The 14,875-nt window shown below is 65.4% G+C and carries 13 protein-coding genes, 1 tRNA gene and 1 pseudogene; 7 read left to right on the top strand and 8 right to left on the bottom strand.

The features are described from left to right. Positions 1-2: 2 nt before the first annotated feature. Positions 3-1,397: an aspartate aminotransferase family protein gene (locus FVP33_RS04610; RefSeq protein ID WP_147782483.1), complete on the bottom strand. Its 1,395-nt coding sequence runs from the start codon at positions 1,395-1,397 to the stop codon at positions 3-5. A 17-nt stretch (positions 1,398-1,414) separates the two neighbouring features. Beyond that, the gene (locus FVP33_RS04605) at positions 1,415-2,899 is read right to left on the bottom strand and encodes a CoA-acylating methylmalonate-semialdehyde dehydrogenase (protein ID WP_147782482.1); all 1,485 of its coding nucleotides are present in this window, start codon (positions 2,897-2,899) and stop codon (positions 1,415-1,417) included. Between the two features lie 121 nt (positions 2,900-3,020). Between FVP33_RS04605 and FVP33_RS04600 the strand changes: the two genes are divergently transcribed. The 3 genes from FVP33_RS04600 to FVP33_RS04590 all read left to right on the top strand — a co-directional run bounded on the left by FVP33_RS04600 (position 3,021) and on the right by FVP33_RS04590 (position 6,763). Next, positions 3,021-4,694, top strand: a complete 1,674-nt coding sequence (locus FVP33_RS04600; protein ID WP_425460934.1) for a PucR family transcriptional regulator — start codon at positions 3,021-3,023, stop codon at positions 4,692-4,694. Between the two features lie 186 nt (positions 4,695-4,880). Beyond that, the gene (locus tag FVP33_RS04595) at positions 4,881-6,320 is read left to right on the top strand and encodes an APC family permease (RefSeq protein ID WP_187270573.1); all 1,440 of its coding nucleotides are present in this window, start codon (positions 4,881-4,883) and stop codon (positions 6,318-6,320) included. Then, on the top strand, positions 6,317-6,763 hold the full coding sequence (locus FVP33_RS04590; protein WP_222706619.1) for a GlcG/HbpS family heme-binding protein: 447 nt from the start codon (positions 6,317-6,319) through the stop codon (positions 6,761-6,763). Before FVP33_RS04595 ends, FVP33_RS04590 begins: the two co-directional genes overlap by 4 nt. A 141-nt stretch (positions 6,764-6,904) precedes the next feature. Here FVP33_RS04590 and FVP33_RS04585 read toward each other — a convergent pair. The 4 genes from FVP33_RS04585 to FVP33_RS04570 all read right to left on the bottom strand — a co-directional run bounded on the left by FVP33_RS04585 (position 6,905) and on the right by FVP33_RS04570 (position 9,906). Further along, a tRNA-Arg gene (locus FVP33_RS04585) sits at positions 6,905-6,976 on the bottom strand. 39 nt (positions 6,977-7,015) lie between these two features. Beyond that, positions 7,016-7,513 carry an HNH endonuclease gene (locus FVP33_RS04580; RefSeq protein ID WP_147782479.1) on the bottom strand — a complete coding sequence of 166 codons (498 nt, stop codon included), beginning with the start codon at positions 7,511-7,513 and terminating at the stop codon, positions 7,016-7,018. Between the two features lie 749 nt (positions 7,514-8,262). Further along, on the bottom strand, positions 8,263-9,015 hold the full coding sequence (locus FVP33_RS20070) for a C40 family peptidase (protein ID WP_147782478.1): 753 nt from the start codon (positions 9,013-9,015) through the stop codon (positions 8,263-8,265). Positions 9,016-9,213: 198 nt separating this feature from the next. Beyond that, complete coding sequence (locus FVP33_RS04570; RefSeq protein WP_147782477.1) at positions 9,214-9,906, bottom strand: iron-dependent transcriptional repressor DtxR; 693 nt, start codon at positions 9,904-9,906, stop codon at positions 9,214-9,216. A gap of 105 nt (positions 9,907-10,011) precedes the next feature. On the opposite strand from FVP33_RS04570, the gene serC reads away from it, so the two are divergent. Next, positions 10,012-11,124, top strand: coding sequence for a phosphoserine transaminase (gene serC / locus FVP33_RS04565; protein WP_147782476.1), 1,113 nt, complete (start codon positions 10,012-10,014; stop codon positions 11,122-11,124). 3 nt (positions 11,125-11,127) lie between these two features. Continuing rightward, positions 11,128-11,280: pseudogene (locus FVP33_RS20145) on the top strand (DUF2530 domain-containing protein); the annotation flags it as partial. Here FVP33_RS20145 and FVP33_RS20140 read toward each other — a convergent pair. Together FVP33_RS20140 and FVP33_RS04550 are read right to left on the bottom strand one after the other, a co-directional pair. Further along, entirely contained in the window at positions 11,224-11,916 is a 693-nt protein-coding gene (locus tag FVP33_RS20140) for a DUF3027 domain-containing protein (RefSeq protein WP_342779845.1), read from the bottom strand. The pseudogene FVP33_RS20145 and the gene FVP33_RS20140 sit on opposite strands and share 57 nt — an antisense overlap. Next, positions 11,909-12,289 (bottom strand): cold-shock protein, encoded by a 381-nt coding sequence (locus tag FVP33_RS04550; protein WP_147782473.1) that lies wholly within the window; start codon positions 12,287-12,289, stop codon positions 11,909-11,911. Before FVP33_RS04550 ends, FVP33_RS20140 begins: the two co-directional genes overlap by 8 nt. Before the next feature lie 87 nt (positions 12,290-12,376). Between FVP33_RS04550 and FVP33_RS04545 the strand changes: the two genes are divergently transcribed. Next, a complete protein-coding gene (locus FVP33_RS04545) occupies positions 12,377-12,658 on the top strand; it encodes a hypothetical protein (RefSeq protein WP_147782472.1) in 282 nt (93 codons plus the stop codon). Between the two features lie 48 nt (positions 12,659-12,706). Then, the gene (locus tag FVP33_RS04540; RefSeq protein WP_147782471.1) at positions 12,707-14,581 is read left to right on the top strand and encodes a helicase-associated domain-containing protein; all 1,875 of its coding nucleotides are present in this window, start codon (positions 12,707-12,709) and stop codon (positions 14,579-14,581) included. The last annotated feature ends 294 nt before the right edge of the window (positions 14,582-14,875 follow it).

Below are 14,875 nucleotides of genomic sequence, written 5' to 3'. Positions count from 1 at the left end.
CTCTACTCCTGCACCGCGAAGGAGTCGGCGACGGTGAGCGCCTCATCGATAATGTCGAGACCGCGCCGCAGTTCATCCTCGGAAATCACCAAAGGCGGGGCGATGTGAACGCGGTTGAAGTGGATGAACGGCCACAGGCCGGCAGCCTTGCAGGCGCTTGCGATCTCCGCCATCGGTTTCGCCTCGGTCCCCGCGGCGTTGAACGGAACAAGCGGCTCCCGTGTCTCGGTGGAACGCACAAGCTCGAGCGCCCAAAACAGCCCACTCCCGCGCACCTCCCCGAGCGACGCGTGTTTTTCCATCCAGCCGCGAATGGTGGGCTCGATCACACGTGCGCCAAGATCCCGCACGCGCTCGAGAATTCCGTCCCGTTCGAACACCTCAAATGTTGCGACGCCAGCAGCGCACGCCAACGGATGCCCCGAATACGTGAGACCGCCGGGGAACGCGACGTCGTCGAAGAATGACGAAATGCGATCAGAGATGACGACGCCGCCGAGCGGGACGTATCCCGAGTTCACGCCCTTGGCGAAGGTGATGAGGTCGGGGACCACGTCAAACGAGTTGACGGCAAACCACTCGCCGACCCGACCGAAACCGACCATGACCTCATCTGCGATGTAGATGATGCCGTACTTGTCGCACAGCATGCGAACACCGGGCAGGTATCCCGGCGGCGGCACGAGCACGCCGTTGGTGCCAACAATCGTCTCGATGATGATGGCGGCGATCGTCGAAGCGCCCTCGAGGAGGATGACGTTTTCGAGGTGCTCCAGCGCGCGCTGTGACTCCTCCGCCTGTGTGGTTGCGTGGAAGGCCGAACGGTACAGGTAGGGGCCAAAGAAGTGCGCGACGGATGAGTCGGACGGTTCGTTCGCCCAGCGCCGAGGGTCACCGGTGAGCGAAATCGCCGTGGCGGTACCGCCGTGATACGAACGGTACATCGAAAGTACTTTGCGGCGGCCTGTGGCCTGGCGCGCCATTCGAACCGCGTACTCGTTGGCGTCCGCTCCGCCGTTGGTGAAGAACACCTTGTTCAGGTCGCCGGGCGCGACCTCGGCGATCCGTCGAGCGAGTTCGCCCCGAACGTCGTTTGCCATGGAAGGCTGGATAGTGGTCAGTCTGCCCGCCTGCTCCTGAATTGCGCGCACCAGATCCGGGTGCTGGTGGCCCAGATTCAGGTTCACCAACTGCGAGCTGAAGTCGAGATAGGCGTTGCCTTCGTAATCCCAAAACGTCGACGACTTCCCCGCGGCAATCGGCAGGGGATTGATACGGGCCTGCGCGCTCCACGAGTGAAACACGTGGCCGCGGTCGTCAGCGCGAACCCGCTGCTCTTCGACAGCATCTCCGAACGAATGAACCTGACCACGCCGGTCGGTGAATGATTCAACCATGAAAGTGCCTTTCGCGCTCAGGAGTTGCCCGGAAAGGCGAGCTCGATTTTCGAGTGGGCGGGATCGGGCCAGCGGGAGGTGACCACCTTGCTTCGCGTGTAGAAATCGATCGATTCGGGACCGTAGATGTGGGCATTGCCGAAGAGCGATTTCTTCCAGCCACCGAACGAGTAGGCACCGACGGGCACAGGGATGGGGACGTTGATGCCCACCATGCCCACCTCGATCTCGAACTCGAAGTCCCGCGCGGCCCCGCCGTCGCGCGTGAAGAGGGCGACCCCGTTGCCGTACTGGTTGCCGTTGACGAGAGCGACGGCATCCGCGAAGGTCGCGACGCGGACGACAGACAGCACGGGCCCGAAGATCTCGTCGGTGTACACGCTCATCCCGGTTCCCACGTTGTCGACGAGGCTCGCGCCGATGTAGAAGCCCGCAGAGTCGAACTGCTTCTGGGTGCCGTCGACGACCACGGTTGCCCCCTCGGCGGCGGCGGCCGCGACGTACGAGGCGACCTTGTCGCGGTGCTCGCGCGTGATGAGCGGTCCCATCTCGGAGCTGGAGTGAGTGCCGTCGCCGATCACGAGTCTGCCAAGGCGGTCCCGGATGGCCCCGACGAGCGCGTCGCCGACACCGCCCACAGCGACGAGAACGCTCACCGCCATGCACCGCTCGCCGGCTGACCCGTAGGCGGCGGATACGGCGGCGTCGGCGGCAGCTTCGATGTCGGCGTCTTCGAGCACGACCATGTGATTCTTGGCACCGCCGAGGGCCTGCACCCTCTTGCCCATGGCGCTCGCGCGGGAGTAGATCAGTTCGGCGATCGGCGTCGAGCCGACGAAGCTCACGGCGTCGACGCCTGGGCTGTCGAGGATCGCGTCGACGGCCACCTTGTCGCCATGGACGACATTCAGCACGCCGGCAGGCAGGCCGGCTTCGAGAAAGAGTTTCGCTAGGAATACCGCTGCGGAGGGGTCCTTCTCGCTCGGCTTGAGCACGACGGTGTTCCCGCAGGCGATGGCGCTTGCAATCATCCAGAGCGGGACCATGACGGGAAAGTTGAACGGCGTGATACAGGCGACGACCCCGACGGGCTGTTTGATGCTGTGCACGTCGATTCCGGTCGAAACCTGCTGGCTGAACCCGCCCTTGAGCAGGTTGACCAGGCCGGATGCGAATTCCACGTTCTCGAGACCGCGAGCGATCTCCCCGCCAGCATCCGACAGGACCTTGCCGTGCTCGCTGGTGACAATCGCTGCGAGTTCGCCTGAACGTTCGGTGAGCAGGTGACGCAGCCGGAAGAAGACATCGGCACGCTTGGTGAGGCTGGTCTTGCGCCAGGCGGGCAACGCCGTCCGCGCAGCCGCTATTGCGGTCTCAACATCGGAGACTGAGGCAAGGATGACCTCGTGCTGGCGCTCACCAGTCGCCGGATTGAAGACCGGACCGGTGCGCTCAGGGCTCCCGAATTCTTCTCCGCTGACAAAGTGTCTGATGAGGGCCATGGGCGGTCTTCTCTCTCAAGATTCGACCGGGCGCACGAATAGAATGGCCGATCGGACGAAATGCCCGACAAAGGCATTATGCTGATGACTCAATGTTTGCAGAGCGACAGGGGTTTGATCGGTGCCAGATCGTCGCCGATTTCCCGTAGTCAATACAGATCGTCTGAACTTGGATGCCGCGGACCGTGCGCTCCTGCCGAGTATCCGGGACATACTGCGGCTTGACGCAGTCGCAAGCGGAATGCCCGAAGTGCTCGCGGGCGAAAGCAAACTCGACAACCCCGTTCGCTGGGTGCACGTCACCGAAACCACCGGCACCGCGAGCCTGGTCAACGGCGGCGAATTGCTGCTGTCGACCGGCGTTGGCTGGCCGCAGGGCGAGCACGGACTTGACGGTTACGTCGAAGGCCTTGCACTGGTAGGTGTCGCCGGCCTCATTCTCGAACTCGGCGCACGCTTCAAAACAGCGCCATCCCGGCTGCTCGAGCAATGCCGCACGCACGACTTTCCGCTCATCGTGCTCCATCGGGAGACCCGGTTCATTGCCATCACGGAAGCCGTGCATGGGCGCATCATCTCAGATCAGATGATTGCCCTGCGCGCGCGCGACGAGATCCATGCGCTCTTCACCGAACTCAGCCTCCGCGGCAGCCCAGCCGATTTCATCGTTGCCCAAGTGGGGCGAGCACTGGGTGCGCCCGTCGTGCTTGAGAACCTGAACCATCAAGTCGTTGCGATCGAGAGCCTGGATTTCGGCGACGACGTACTGATCGACTGGGAACAAAGGTCGCGCATGGCGCATCGCGAATTCGCGATCAGGGCACCTGACAGCGTCGAGAGTGACGATGACCAGAGGTGGACCATCACACCCGTCGAAGCCCGCGGAATCAGGTGGGGGTACCTGATCGCGTTGCCGGGGCAGCGGCATCCGGCCGGCAGGGTAAACGTTCTCGAACAGGCCGCAGTCGCGCTCGCGCTCAGCCGCCTCGCCGACAGGGATGCAGACGAGTGGACCCGCCAGAGTCATCAACACCTGTTGACCGCGCTCCTCGGGCGTAGGTATAGGAGCGAAACGGGGCTTGCGGCGCGATTCGAAGCGGCGGGCGTCCCCGTGCGCGATCGGCGATGGGTCGGCGTCGCGGTGTCACATTGGAATGCCGCCACCTGCGGGGCAGCGGCACGGGCAGCTGCACGAGAAATCGGGGGAGACGCACTGGCCGGCGTTGCCCCCACGCCAGGGTCAGCGCACCTGATCGTCGCTCTGTCATTGCCCAAGAACCTGCTATTGACCGACCAGGCGCTCGCCCTGTTTGCTCGACGATTCGCTCTCGAGTGCGGAATTGACGGCGACGAACTCGTCGTCGCGGTCGGCGAAGAGGCAGTTGACGTCGCCGGACTATTGTCGTCGCTTGAAGAAGCGGCGGAACTCCTTCGACATCACGGAAGCACGCACAGCCGCGGGCTCGCAGTCTTCCGGGTGAAGAACCGCCCACTGCTGCGCTTTGTCAACTCGCTCGGAGGCGACCCGCGGCTGCAAGCCCACAGCGAGCAGATGCTGCGCCCGCTGATTGACTACGACCTGCGACGAGGCGGCGACCTTCTCAGAGTGCTCCTTTCATATATTTCGCACCCCGGAAACCGAACCCAGGCAGCAGCATCGAGCCACCTCTCCCGATCCGTCTTCTACCAGCGCATATCGCTCATAGAAGAGCTGCTCGGGGCCGACCTCAACGACGGCGAGACCGTGAGCGCGCTGCACACGGCTCTCCTCGCACGACGCAGATCCACGCGCTGAGCGCGGATGCCACGCCGCTCATGGTCTGGGTCGTCGCCGATCAAAGCGGATCGAAAGGGCCCTGAATTAGTCAGAGTGTCCGGAAATGCCTTCTTTGCCTGAGAACTCGTTGACAGCCTCCGACCGAGAGCCCTAGCTTCTGACCCACGGCTCGGGCACTGTTTGAGCGCAACGATGGGAGTTGTCATGTCTGGTGGAGGCGCACTACGAACTAACGCGGTGGGTCTGGGCGGTGCGGTCATCATGTCCGCGGCGCTCATGGGCCCCGCGGTGTCGGTCTACTTCAACCCGCAGGTCGTGGCGGCGAGTGCCGGAGTTGCAACCCCGTTTGTCTTCATCGTCGCACTGGTGATCATGCTGGTGCTGGCGAGCAGCATCATGGAAATGGCACGAGTGTTTCCTAGCGCAGGAGCCTTCTACACCTACGTTTCCCGCGGGGTGGGTCCACGGAGTGGTTTTGTCACCGGTGGCCTGATGTTCGTGGCGTACGCGCTTCTCGTGCCTGCAGAGCTTGCCCTGATCGGCATTTACACTTCGGACCTTCTCGCAGGTTACGGAGTGCACATCCATTGGACGATCATCTCGGCATTCTTCATCGTGCTGATGGTCGTTCTGTCGCTGCGAGGCATCACCGGTTCGCTGCGAACAGCTGCAATCCTGTTCAGCGTCGAGGTGGGCGTCATTGTCCTTCTGAGCGCAATCATCTTGGCGAAAGGCGGAGCACACGGATTGTCGCTCGCGCCGCTTAATCCCGCGTCGTCACCGACCGGCCTGTCTGGTCTCGCGCTCGGAATGACCTTTGGAATCCTGTCGTTCGTCGGTTTCGAGGCGGCGACCACGCTCGGAGAGGAAGTGCGTGACTCGCATCGCAACGTTCCCCGCGCGATCGTTCTCTCTTTGCTCTTTGTCGGGCTCATCTACCTCTTCTGCACCTACAGCGAGATGATCGGATTCGGCACCGCCAACGTTGGCAAGCTCACCGCAGACACGGCGCCGTTCACTACGCTGGCAAACATGTACGCACCGTGGCTGCAGGTGCTGGTCGGCCTCGCCGGCATCTCGAGCATCTTCGCCGTCACCATGAATGCCAACAACGGCATCGTGCGCATTGTGTTCGCCATGGGCCGCGAGGGATTGCTCCCCAAGGCTCTTGGCAAAGTGCACACCGTGCACCGCACTCCGACAAACGCAATCTGGTTGCAGGCCATCGTGGCTGTCGTGTTCACGTTCGGCGTCGGTCTTCTCTCCGGCCCGTTCAACGCCTACATCTACCTCGGATCGATCCTCACTCTTGCGATCATCCCGGTCTACATCTTGACCAACATTGCCTGCATGCGTCATTTCGCCGGACCGGGTCGCTCAGAGAGGTCGATTTGGCGACATGTCGTGCTCCCCATCCTGGGCATCCTCGTGCTCGCAATACCGATTTTCGGTCAGGTCTATCCGGCACCGCCTGCCCCGCTAACCTACTTCCCGTACTTGGTCCTTGTCTTCATCGCGGTCATGGCGTTGATCGCGTTCAGGATCGGTCGTCGTCGGCCGGAAGTGCTTCAACGGGCCGGGGCGGTTCTTGCCACGGGTGAAGTTGACGACACCGCAGACTCAGAGCCTACAAACGTCTCGTGACGCGACCGCTGACCCTGGACATCGCGGAGCAGCTCATAACGGCTGCCCACCGGCACGCCACGGCGCTCGAGGTGAACGTGAGTATCGCCGTCGTCGACTCAGGCGGTCATCTGGTGGCGTTCCAGCGAATGGACGGTGCTGAAATTGCCGGTCCGACGCTCGCCGTCGACAAGGCCTACACCGCTGTTGCGCAGAGTGTGTCGACGGCTGAGTTGGCGATACTCGCCGCGCCGGGCGGTCCACTGTTTGGATTGCACGCTAACGGGAACGGACGCTACGTCATTTTCGGGGGCGGAGTGCCACTGCACGATGGACCGGTCATCGTCGGAGGAATAGGCGTCAGTGGAGCGAGTGCGGCCGAAGATCACGACTGCGCCCACGCAGCCAAGAGATTGTTCGACGGCCAGCGCCCCGCTCAAGCTGGCTTTGACGAAGAGCACTGACTCTTCGCGCTTAGCAAGGACGGTGAACCGGTTCTGCTGGTGTCGGCTGATTCGATCCCGACGGCAATCGAGGCCGAACTGACCCGGTTGACGCCCAATCGCATTGTCGTCCGCGATTCGCCGTATTCGTTGAAATCAGTGTGCCCCTGGAGGGACTCGAACCCCCAACCGTTTCCTTAGGACGGAACTGCTCTTCCATTGAGCTACAGAGGCTGGCTCAACGAGTTTAGCGGGTGAGGGCGAGCGCAGCGGTCAGGCGGCGGGCGCCAGAAACTCTTCCCACTGCTGCTCGGCGCGCTCCACGCCGCGCACGAGCCACGCCGTGCCGTGCGGCGGCTTCGGCCGCACCCGCAGGTTCCAGCCCATCTCGCTCGGCGTGCGGTTGCCCTTGGCGTTGTTGCAGTGCAGGCAGCAGGCAACGAGGTTCTCCCACGAGTCCTGGCCGCCGCGCGAACGTGGCAGCACATGGTCGATCGTGTTGGCCGAGCCGGCGCAGTACGCGCAGCGTTGCCCGTCCCGGCGCAGAACCCCGCGACGACTGACCGGGATCAGCCTCGTTGAGGGGATACGCACGTAGCGGGTGAGCAGAATCACCGACGGGCGATCGTAGGAGCCGGACGAGCCCCAGACCGGATGTTCGGCATCCGCCGCGATTATCGTAGCCTTCTGGTTCATCACGAGCACGAGTGCTCGCTTGAAGGACACCACGGCGAGGGGCTCAAAGCCCGCGTTGAGGACCAGCGTGCGCATTCTCATCCTTTCGAAAACGCCTGGACGGCTTCCAGGCAGTTCGATGCACCCTGACTATCTGGGAGTTGGGAGAACGCGGCCAACAAAAAAGGCACTGTCGAAGACAGTGCCTAACTCGATGGCGCGAGGGTGACCACGCGCCGCTGACTGCAGTGCCGTATGAAAAAGAGCGCGCGCGCATCCACGGATTGGATGGCTCTCGTTCCTGACATCGGCTCTCCCGAAAAATCAACTCTCAGAATTGCAAGGATCTAAGGGTAACCCAGAATTTTGGCGCTTTTGAGCCTTGGCGCGCCCGAGCGCCATCCGTTAACCAGCCGTTAGCTCGCGGCGGCCCGCCTCCCCCGCCATTCAACCGTCACCAAGTGCTCGCTCCGGGGCCCCAGCCAGCAGTTAGTGACGGATCACCGGGAGGGTGCGCCAGGTGACGCTCAGGCCACCCGCCGGCCCGCCTCCCCCGCCACTCGACCGGCCCCTCCCGGTCAACCGTCACCAAGTGCTCGCTCAGGTAACCCAGCCAGCAGTTAGTGACGGATGACCGGGAGGGTGCGGCAAGTGACGCTCAGGCCACCCGGCGGCCCGCCTCCCCCGCCACTCAACCGTCACCAAGTGCTCGCTCAGGTGCCCCAGCCAGCAGTTAGTGACGGATGACCGGGAGGGGCCGAGGGGCCGAGGGGCAGGGGAGGGCGCAGGGCGCGGCAGAAAAGGCCAGCTACAGGCGGCTAAAGCGGCGGGAAGGCTGGCAGAAGCTAGATGCCGAGGCGAACGAAGAAGACGTCGGAGGTCCAGATCGCGCGGACGCCCACCGATCCTCCGGGCTTTGGCGCGTCGAGCACCATGTTGTTGCCGGCGTAGATGCCGTCGTGGGCTCCACCGTAGAAGATCACCAGGTCGCCGGGGCGGGCATCCGCCTGGGAGATGACGGTGCCGGACTGTCCCTGAATCCGGGCGTTGTGGGCGAGGCTGATGCCCACGTGCGAGTAGAGGAAGAGCACGAACCCGGAGCAGTCGAAGCCGGCCGGCGTCGACCCGCCGTAGACATAGGGCACTCCGACGTACTTCATCCCTTCGGCGAAGATGCCGTCGAGGCTGAACGACGGAAGGCCCGGGTTGATGGCCGTTCCGCGTGTGGCGGCGACCGTCTTGACGGTTGCCTTGGCGGCCGCCTTGGCGGCCGCGATCTTCACCGCGGAGGTGGCGGTGTACGCGTCGCGCTCGACGGCGCCGAGGGCCACGGCGGGAGTCACGTTGAGGGTCTGGGCGTTCGCGTGCACGAAGTTGAGCTGCTCGGTGGCGGCGGCGGTCTTCTCGGCATCCGCGCTCTCGTTGGAGGCGTAGGCCGGGATGGCGAGAGTGGCGATGAGCCCGGTCGAGACGGCGATAATCACGAGCTTGAGCGGGCCGCCGCGATGACGGAGGCGCGAAAGACTCTTCTGTCTGGCCGGGGTTTCGAGCTTGGCGGGTATTTCTTGCGATGTTCCGCGTGGTTCTAGTTCGGTCAAGAGTTCGACTCCTGCGTCCCGACGACTCTAGGCAGTCGCCCCATCCCTTTCGCTCATCGAGTGCATTCTCGGAGTCTGCAGGTTGGATGTGAGACGTTGCAGTTCCGGGTCCAATTACCGCGTTTCGGGTGGTGTGGACCTGCCTAGGCTACGGGACCGTTACCTTTTTGTCACCTTGCGTTCACCAAGTGGCGAAAATCAGATACCCACGTAGACGTGAATCGCGACCTCATTCGGCAGCTCGAGACCGTCTTCGTGACCCTCGACTTCGACGAGCACGTAGGAGCCCGCCGCCGAAAAACTCGCCTTGGCGCCGGGCATCACGCCGGCCGAGCGCAACTGCTCAAGCAGCTCCACCTCGTATTGCACCGGCTCGCCCAGGCGACGGATGACGCCCCGCACCGGTCCGACCGCCCCGAGCACGAAGTTGACGATATTCACCACGCCATCGGAGAACTGGCCAACCGGGTGGTCGCCCAGCTCGTCGAGGCCCGGGATGGGGTTGCCGTATGGCGAGTGGGTGGGGTGTTCGAGCAGCTCGATGATGCGTCGCTCCACCGACTCGCTCATCACGTGCTCCCAGCGGCAGGCCTCCTCGTGCACGAGGGTCCAGTCCAGGCCGATCACGTCGGCGAGGAGGCGCTCGGCCAGGCGATGCTTGCGCATCACGTGCACGGCCTTGCTGCGGCCCTCCGTCGTGAGCGCCAGGTGGCGGTCACCCTCCACGACGACGAGGCCGTCGCGTTCCATCCGTCCGACCGTCTGTGAGACCGTGGGGCCGGAGTGCCCGAGTCGCTCGCTGATGCGCGCGCGCAGGGGAAAAATGTTCTCTTCTTCGAGTTCGTAGATGGTGCGCAGATACATCTCTGTGGTGTCAATGAGATCGGTCATCGTCGCCTCCAGCTCGTGCGTGCATCTCAGGTAAGCCTAACCTGCGCTCGGTCGGCAGAATTCCTGCGCCACTGGCGGCAAAACCCCGGCAATATACTTGGCGACATGCCGGAATTGACGATCCCCACCGACCTCCTGCCCATCGACGGACGCTTCGGCTGCGGGCCGTCCAAGGTTCGGCCGGAACAGCTCGCCTACCTCGCCGGTGCCGGGGCGGCCATCATCGGCACCTCGCATCGCCAGGCGCCGGTGAAGAACCTCGTCGGCCGGGTGCAGGCGGGCCTCGCCGACCTGTTCAGCATCCCGGATGGCTACGAGGTCGTTCTCGGCAATGGCGGGTCCACCGCCTTCTGGGATGCCGCGGCGTTTTCACTGATCGAGAAGCGCAGTGAGAACCTCACCTTCGGCGAATTCGGCGCCAAGTTCGCGCAGGCGGCATCCGCCCCGTTCCTCAAGGCCCCGCGCGTGATCGACGCCCCGGCCGGGTCGCGCAGCGAGGTCGAGGTCGCCTCCGGCATCGACGTCTACGCCTGGCCACACAACGAGACGTCCACCGGAGTCATGGCGCCGGTCACCCGTGTCGCCGGGGACGCCGGAGCCCTCACCGTGATCGACGCCACGAGCGCGGCCGGTGGCATCGACTTCGACGCGTCGCAGGCCGACGTCTACTACTTCGCCCCGCAGAAGAACTTCGCCTCGGACGGCGGCCTCTGGCTCGGCCTGTTCTCCCCCGCCGCACTCGAGCGCGTCGAGCGCATCGCGGCGAGCGAGCGCTGGATCCCCGAGTTCCTCAGCCTGAAGAATGCTGTGGACAACTCGCGCCTCAAGCAGACCCTCAACACCCCGGCGCTGTCCACGCTGCTGCTGCTCGAGAACCAGATCGACTGGATCAACGGCAACGGCGGCCTGAAGTGGGCCAGCGCGCGCACGGCCGAGTCGTCATCCGCCCTCTACGACTGGGCGATCGCCACCGAGTACGCCACCCCATTCGTGCAGAACCCGGAGCACCGCTCGCAGGTGGTCGTGACGATCGACTTCGATCCGTCGATCGATGCCGCGGCCGTCGCCAAGACGTTGCGAGCCAACGGGATCGTCGACACCGAGCCGTACCGCAAGCTCGGACGCAACCAGCTGCGCGTGGCCACCTTCACCGCAATCGACCCGGATGACGTGCGCAAGCTGATCGCGTGCATCGAGTTCGTGGTGGAAGGCCTCTAGCCCATGCGGCTCTGGCTGAAGGACTCCGAGCGCCGGCCGGATCCGTCGCCGGTGAAGACCGACGACCGCAAGGCGATGCTCGTGGGCGTGAGCCTGTGGCTAGTAGCTCTTGTCGTGCTCCTGGCCGTACTCGGGCCACTCCTCGCCGCCGGCAACGGCCTCTGGCTCTGGACCTGCGTCGTCGGAATCGCCCTCGGACTCGTCGGAATCCTCTACACCAACTGGCGCCACACCTAGTTCGAGCTCGTCGTCGTCTTCGATGTGGTCGTCGAGCGAGTTGCCCAGCTCGGGGTCGACCGCCTCGTCGATGTCGACGCCATCGAGATCCCCGCCATGCAGCACATCGCTGCCGAGGTCGTCGTCGTCATCGTCGTCTTCGTCTTCGTCTTCGTCCTCATCGTCATCGTCGTCGTCAGAGTCGTCTGCCTCGAACCCGTCCTCGGCCACCTGAAGGTCGGCGAGACGGTCCACCCACGGAATCCAGGCAGGCGACAGCAGCGCGTCGTCCCCCGGCGTGAGCTCGGTCTCCAGCGCGCTCGCCTCGCCGTCGACGTGCGCGATGCTCACCGTCCAGCGCCAGCCGGGGTAACCGGCCAGCAGGCTGTCGAAGTAGACGGTGACGACGCCGTCGCCCAGGTCGATCGACCCGGCCGGCGCGCCGACCGAGGCCGCAGACGTGATCTCGAGCAGGGCCGTGCGGCCCAGTTCGAAGTCGGCCGGCGTCGCGGCGATCGACGCCGTGCTCGACTCAGGCGTGGAGGCCGACTCAGGCACTGTGTCCAACTCAGGCATCGAGCTCATCCGCGACCTTGCGCAACATCGCGGCAATCGTCTTGCCGTGCTTGTTGTCGGGGTAACGGCCCCGTTTGAGGTTCGTGCCGACGCCGTCGAGGAGCTTGACGAGGTCTTCGATGATGACGGCCATGTCGTCGGCCGGCTTGCGGCTCAGTTTGACGAGGCTCGGTGGAGCCTCCAAGACCCGAACCGAGAGCGCCTGGGCGCCCCGCTTGCCGTCGGCGATGCCGAACTCGAGCTTTGTTCCGGCCTTGACCGTGGTTCCCGCTGGGAGGGCGGACGCGTGCAGGAAGACTTCCTGGCCATCATCGGAACTGATGAAGCCGAAGCCCTTCTCGTCGTCGTAAAATTTGACCTTGCCGGTTGGCATGGCAATACCTCTTTCGCTTAGACCTAGCTGTAAGCCTACGGGCAGTCGGGGGGCCTTATCCTTGTCACTGTGGCAAAAGAAACCCCAGTGACCATTCATCGTAACGAACGTGTGCTCGCGTACATGATCGTGACCGTGATTGCCGTCGCGATCCTCGACCTCATCGGTGTGCTCATCGCCGCCGCGGCCGGAGCCAAATCCATCTGGCCGATCTTCGGGGTCTTGCCGCTCATCGGACTTCCGCTGGGCATCCTGCTCATCGTGGCACTCACCGTGATCAGCGCCCGCCGGCGCAGCGCGGAGGCCAGGGCCCAGCTCGAGGCCGAGCGGTCGGCCAAGCCCAAGCCACGATCCAAGTCCAAGAAGTAGCCCAACCGCCCGGCGACGCCGCCGGACATCGACTCACATTGAGGGCCCATGAGCAACACCCTGTCGCTCGCCTCACGGCTCCGCGCCATGTCGGATGCGGAACTCGCGCGGGCGATGAACGACCGAGGCGTCGGCACCTCCGGGATCAAGGACTTCTTCGACCTCGCCGAGGCCTTTCTCGACAGGGCGTCGATCCAGCAGGCCCTGACCCGGCTTGATCGGCAGACCCTCGCGGTGCTCGCGGCCGCCGGCCAGCTCGCCGACCAGACGGGGGACGCCCCCGACCTCGCCAGGGTGGAGGCCCTGCTGTCCTCGATCGCGGGCAGCGCCCCCACCGCCCAGGTGATCGCCGAACGCGCGGACCAGGCGCGCGCCATGCTGCTGCTCGAGGAGGACCCGCTGACGGTCGCCCCCTACGACGGCGTGCGCCAGCAGTTGCGATCGTGGCCGGCCTTCGGCCTTCCGGGACTTGCCGACCTCGCGCTTGCGACCCCGCCCGCCGCGCTCGAACCCGTGCCAGACGTCGACCGCAGATTCATCGACCGGCTGGGCGCCGAGCGCGCCTTCGCCGCCACGACCGCGATCACCGAACTGCTCGTCGAGATCGAACGCGATCCGGCCCGCGAACTCGCCAAGGGCGGGGTGGCGCTGCCGGACAGCAAGCGGCTCGCCAACGCGATGTCCGTGGATCTCGAGTCGGTCGCGAACCTCCTCGCCGTGGCCGACCGGGCCGAGCTGGTGGCCCGCGAGACCGGGTCCTGGATGATCACCGAGGCCGGGGCGTCCTGGCTGCTCGAATCCTCGGGCGCGCGCTGGGCCGTGCTCGCCGGCGCCTGGTTCGGTCACTTGCCCGGCGACATCCGAACCCTCCTCGGCGAGCGAACCCACGCCGTCTGGGGCCAGGGGCTGAGGGGCTACGTCGACTGGCTGTACCCGGCGGGCGGCGACTGGATGGACGAACGCATCACCGTCTACACCCGCGACGCCGAGCTGCTCGGAATCACGGCGAACCAGGCCCCCACCGGTCCCGGCTCCCTCCTGCTGGGCGACGCCCTGGACGACGCCGCGGCCGCCATGGCGGCCCTGCTGCCCGCCGAAGTGGAGCAGGTGTACCTGCAGCACGACCTCTCGGTCGTGGCGCCCGGGCCGCTCACTCCCCGGGTGGATGCCCGGCTGCGGTCGATCGCGGATGCCGAGAGCCGCGCCCTCGCCTCCAGCTACCGCGTGTCTACCTCGAGCGTCAACCGCGCGATGGCCTCGGGAGAGACCGCCGAGTCGATCCTGGAATTCCTGCGTAGCATCTCGCTCACCGGCATCCCGCAGCCCCTCGACTACCTCGTCGGCGAGGCCGCCGCCCGCTACGGACTGGTTCGGGTGGGCGTGGTCGATGCGCCGGGCACCGAGGCGAGAAGCTATCTGCGCTCCGACGACGAGCACCTGCTCGGCACGATCATGGTCGACCAGAACCTGTCGGCGCTCGGGCTCGCCCGGCTCGACGCCGGTCGGCTGGAGAGCCGGTTCTCGCGCGATGTCGTGTTCTGGTCGCTCAGCGACGCGCGCTACCCGATCGCGGCGGAGGATGCGACCGGGGAGATCATCGCGCTCCGACGACAGCGCACCGCGCGGTCGGCGGCAGCCGGCGCGGTCAACCCCATCGAGACGCTGATCGAACGCCTTCGGCTCGGCGGCGAGCCGGAGGAGGGCGAGGCCAGTCAGGCCTGGCTCATCCGCCAGCTCGACGTGGCGATCAAGGCGCGGTCGGCGCTGACCGTGAGCGTGAGCATGCCCAACGGATCGGTCATCGACTACCAGCTGGAGCCGACGAGCGTGGCCGGCGGGCGGCTGCGTGGGCGGGACAAGAAGTCGGCGATCGAGCGCACGCTGCCGCTCGCGAGCATCGCCGGGCTCGGCCCCGCGCTCTGAGTTCGGTCCGCCCGGTCGCACCCGCTGCCGCCTGCTGCGCCTGTCGCCCCGCAGCGCCTGCCGCCCCGCTGCCCCGCGGCCCCGCTGCGCCTGCCGCCCCGCTGCGCCTGCCGCGACGGCTCGCTGGGCCGCCGGTCGCCCGTGCATAACTCCGGCAGAAATCCGCGCCGACCGGCTCGCGCCCCGGAATCCCGGGCGCCGGGTACCCCGCCGCAAAATTCTGCCGGAGTTATGCACGCGGGTGAGTGAGCGAGGGAGGGCGGGTGAGGGCAGGTGAGGGCGGGTGAGGGCGGG

It is taken from the genome of Lacisediminihabitans profunda, assembly GCF_008040105.1.
GTDB classification, from domain to species: Bacteria; Actinomycetota; Actinomycetes; order Actinomycetales; family Microbacteriaceae; genus Lacisediminihabitans; species Lacisediminihabitans profunda.
Note: the sequence above shows the minus strand (reverse complement) of the source record. Positions and strands in the feature narration are given on the sequence as shown.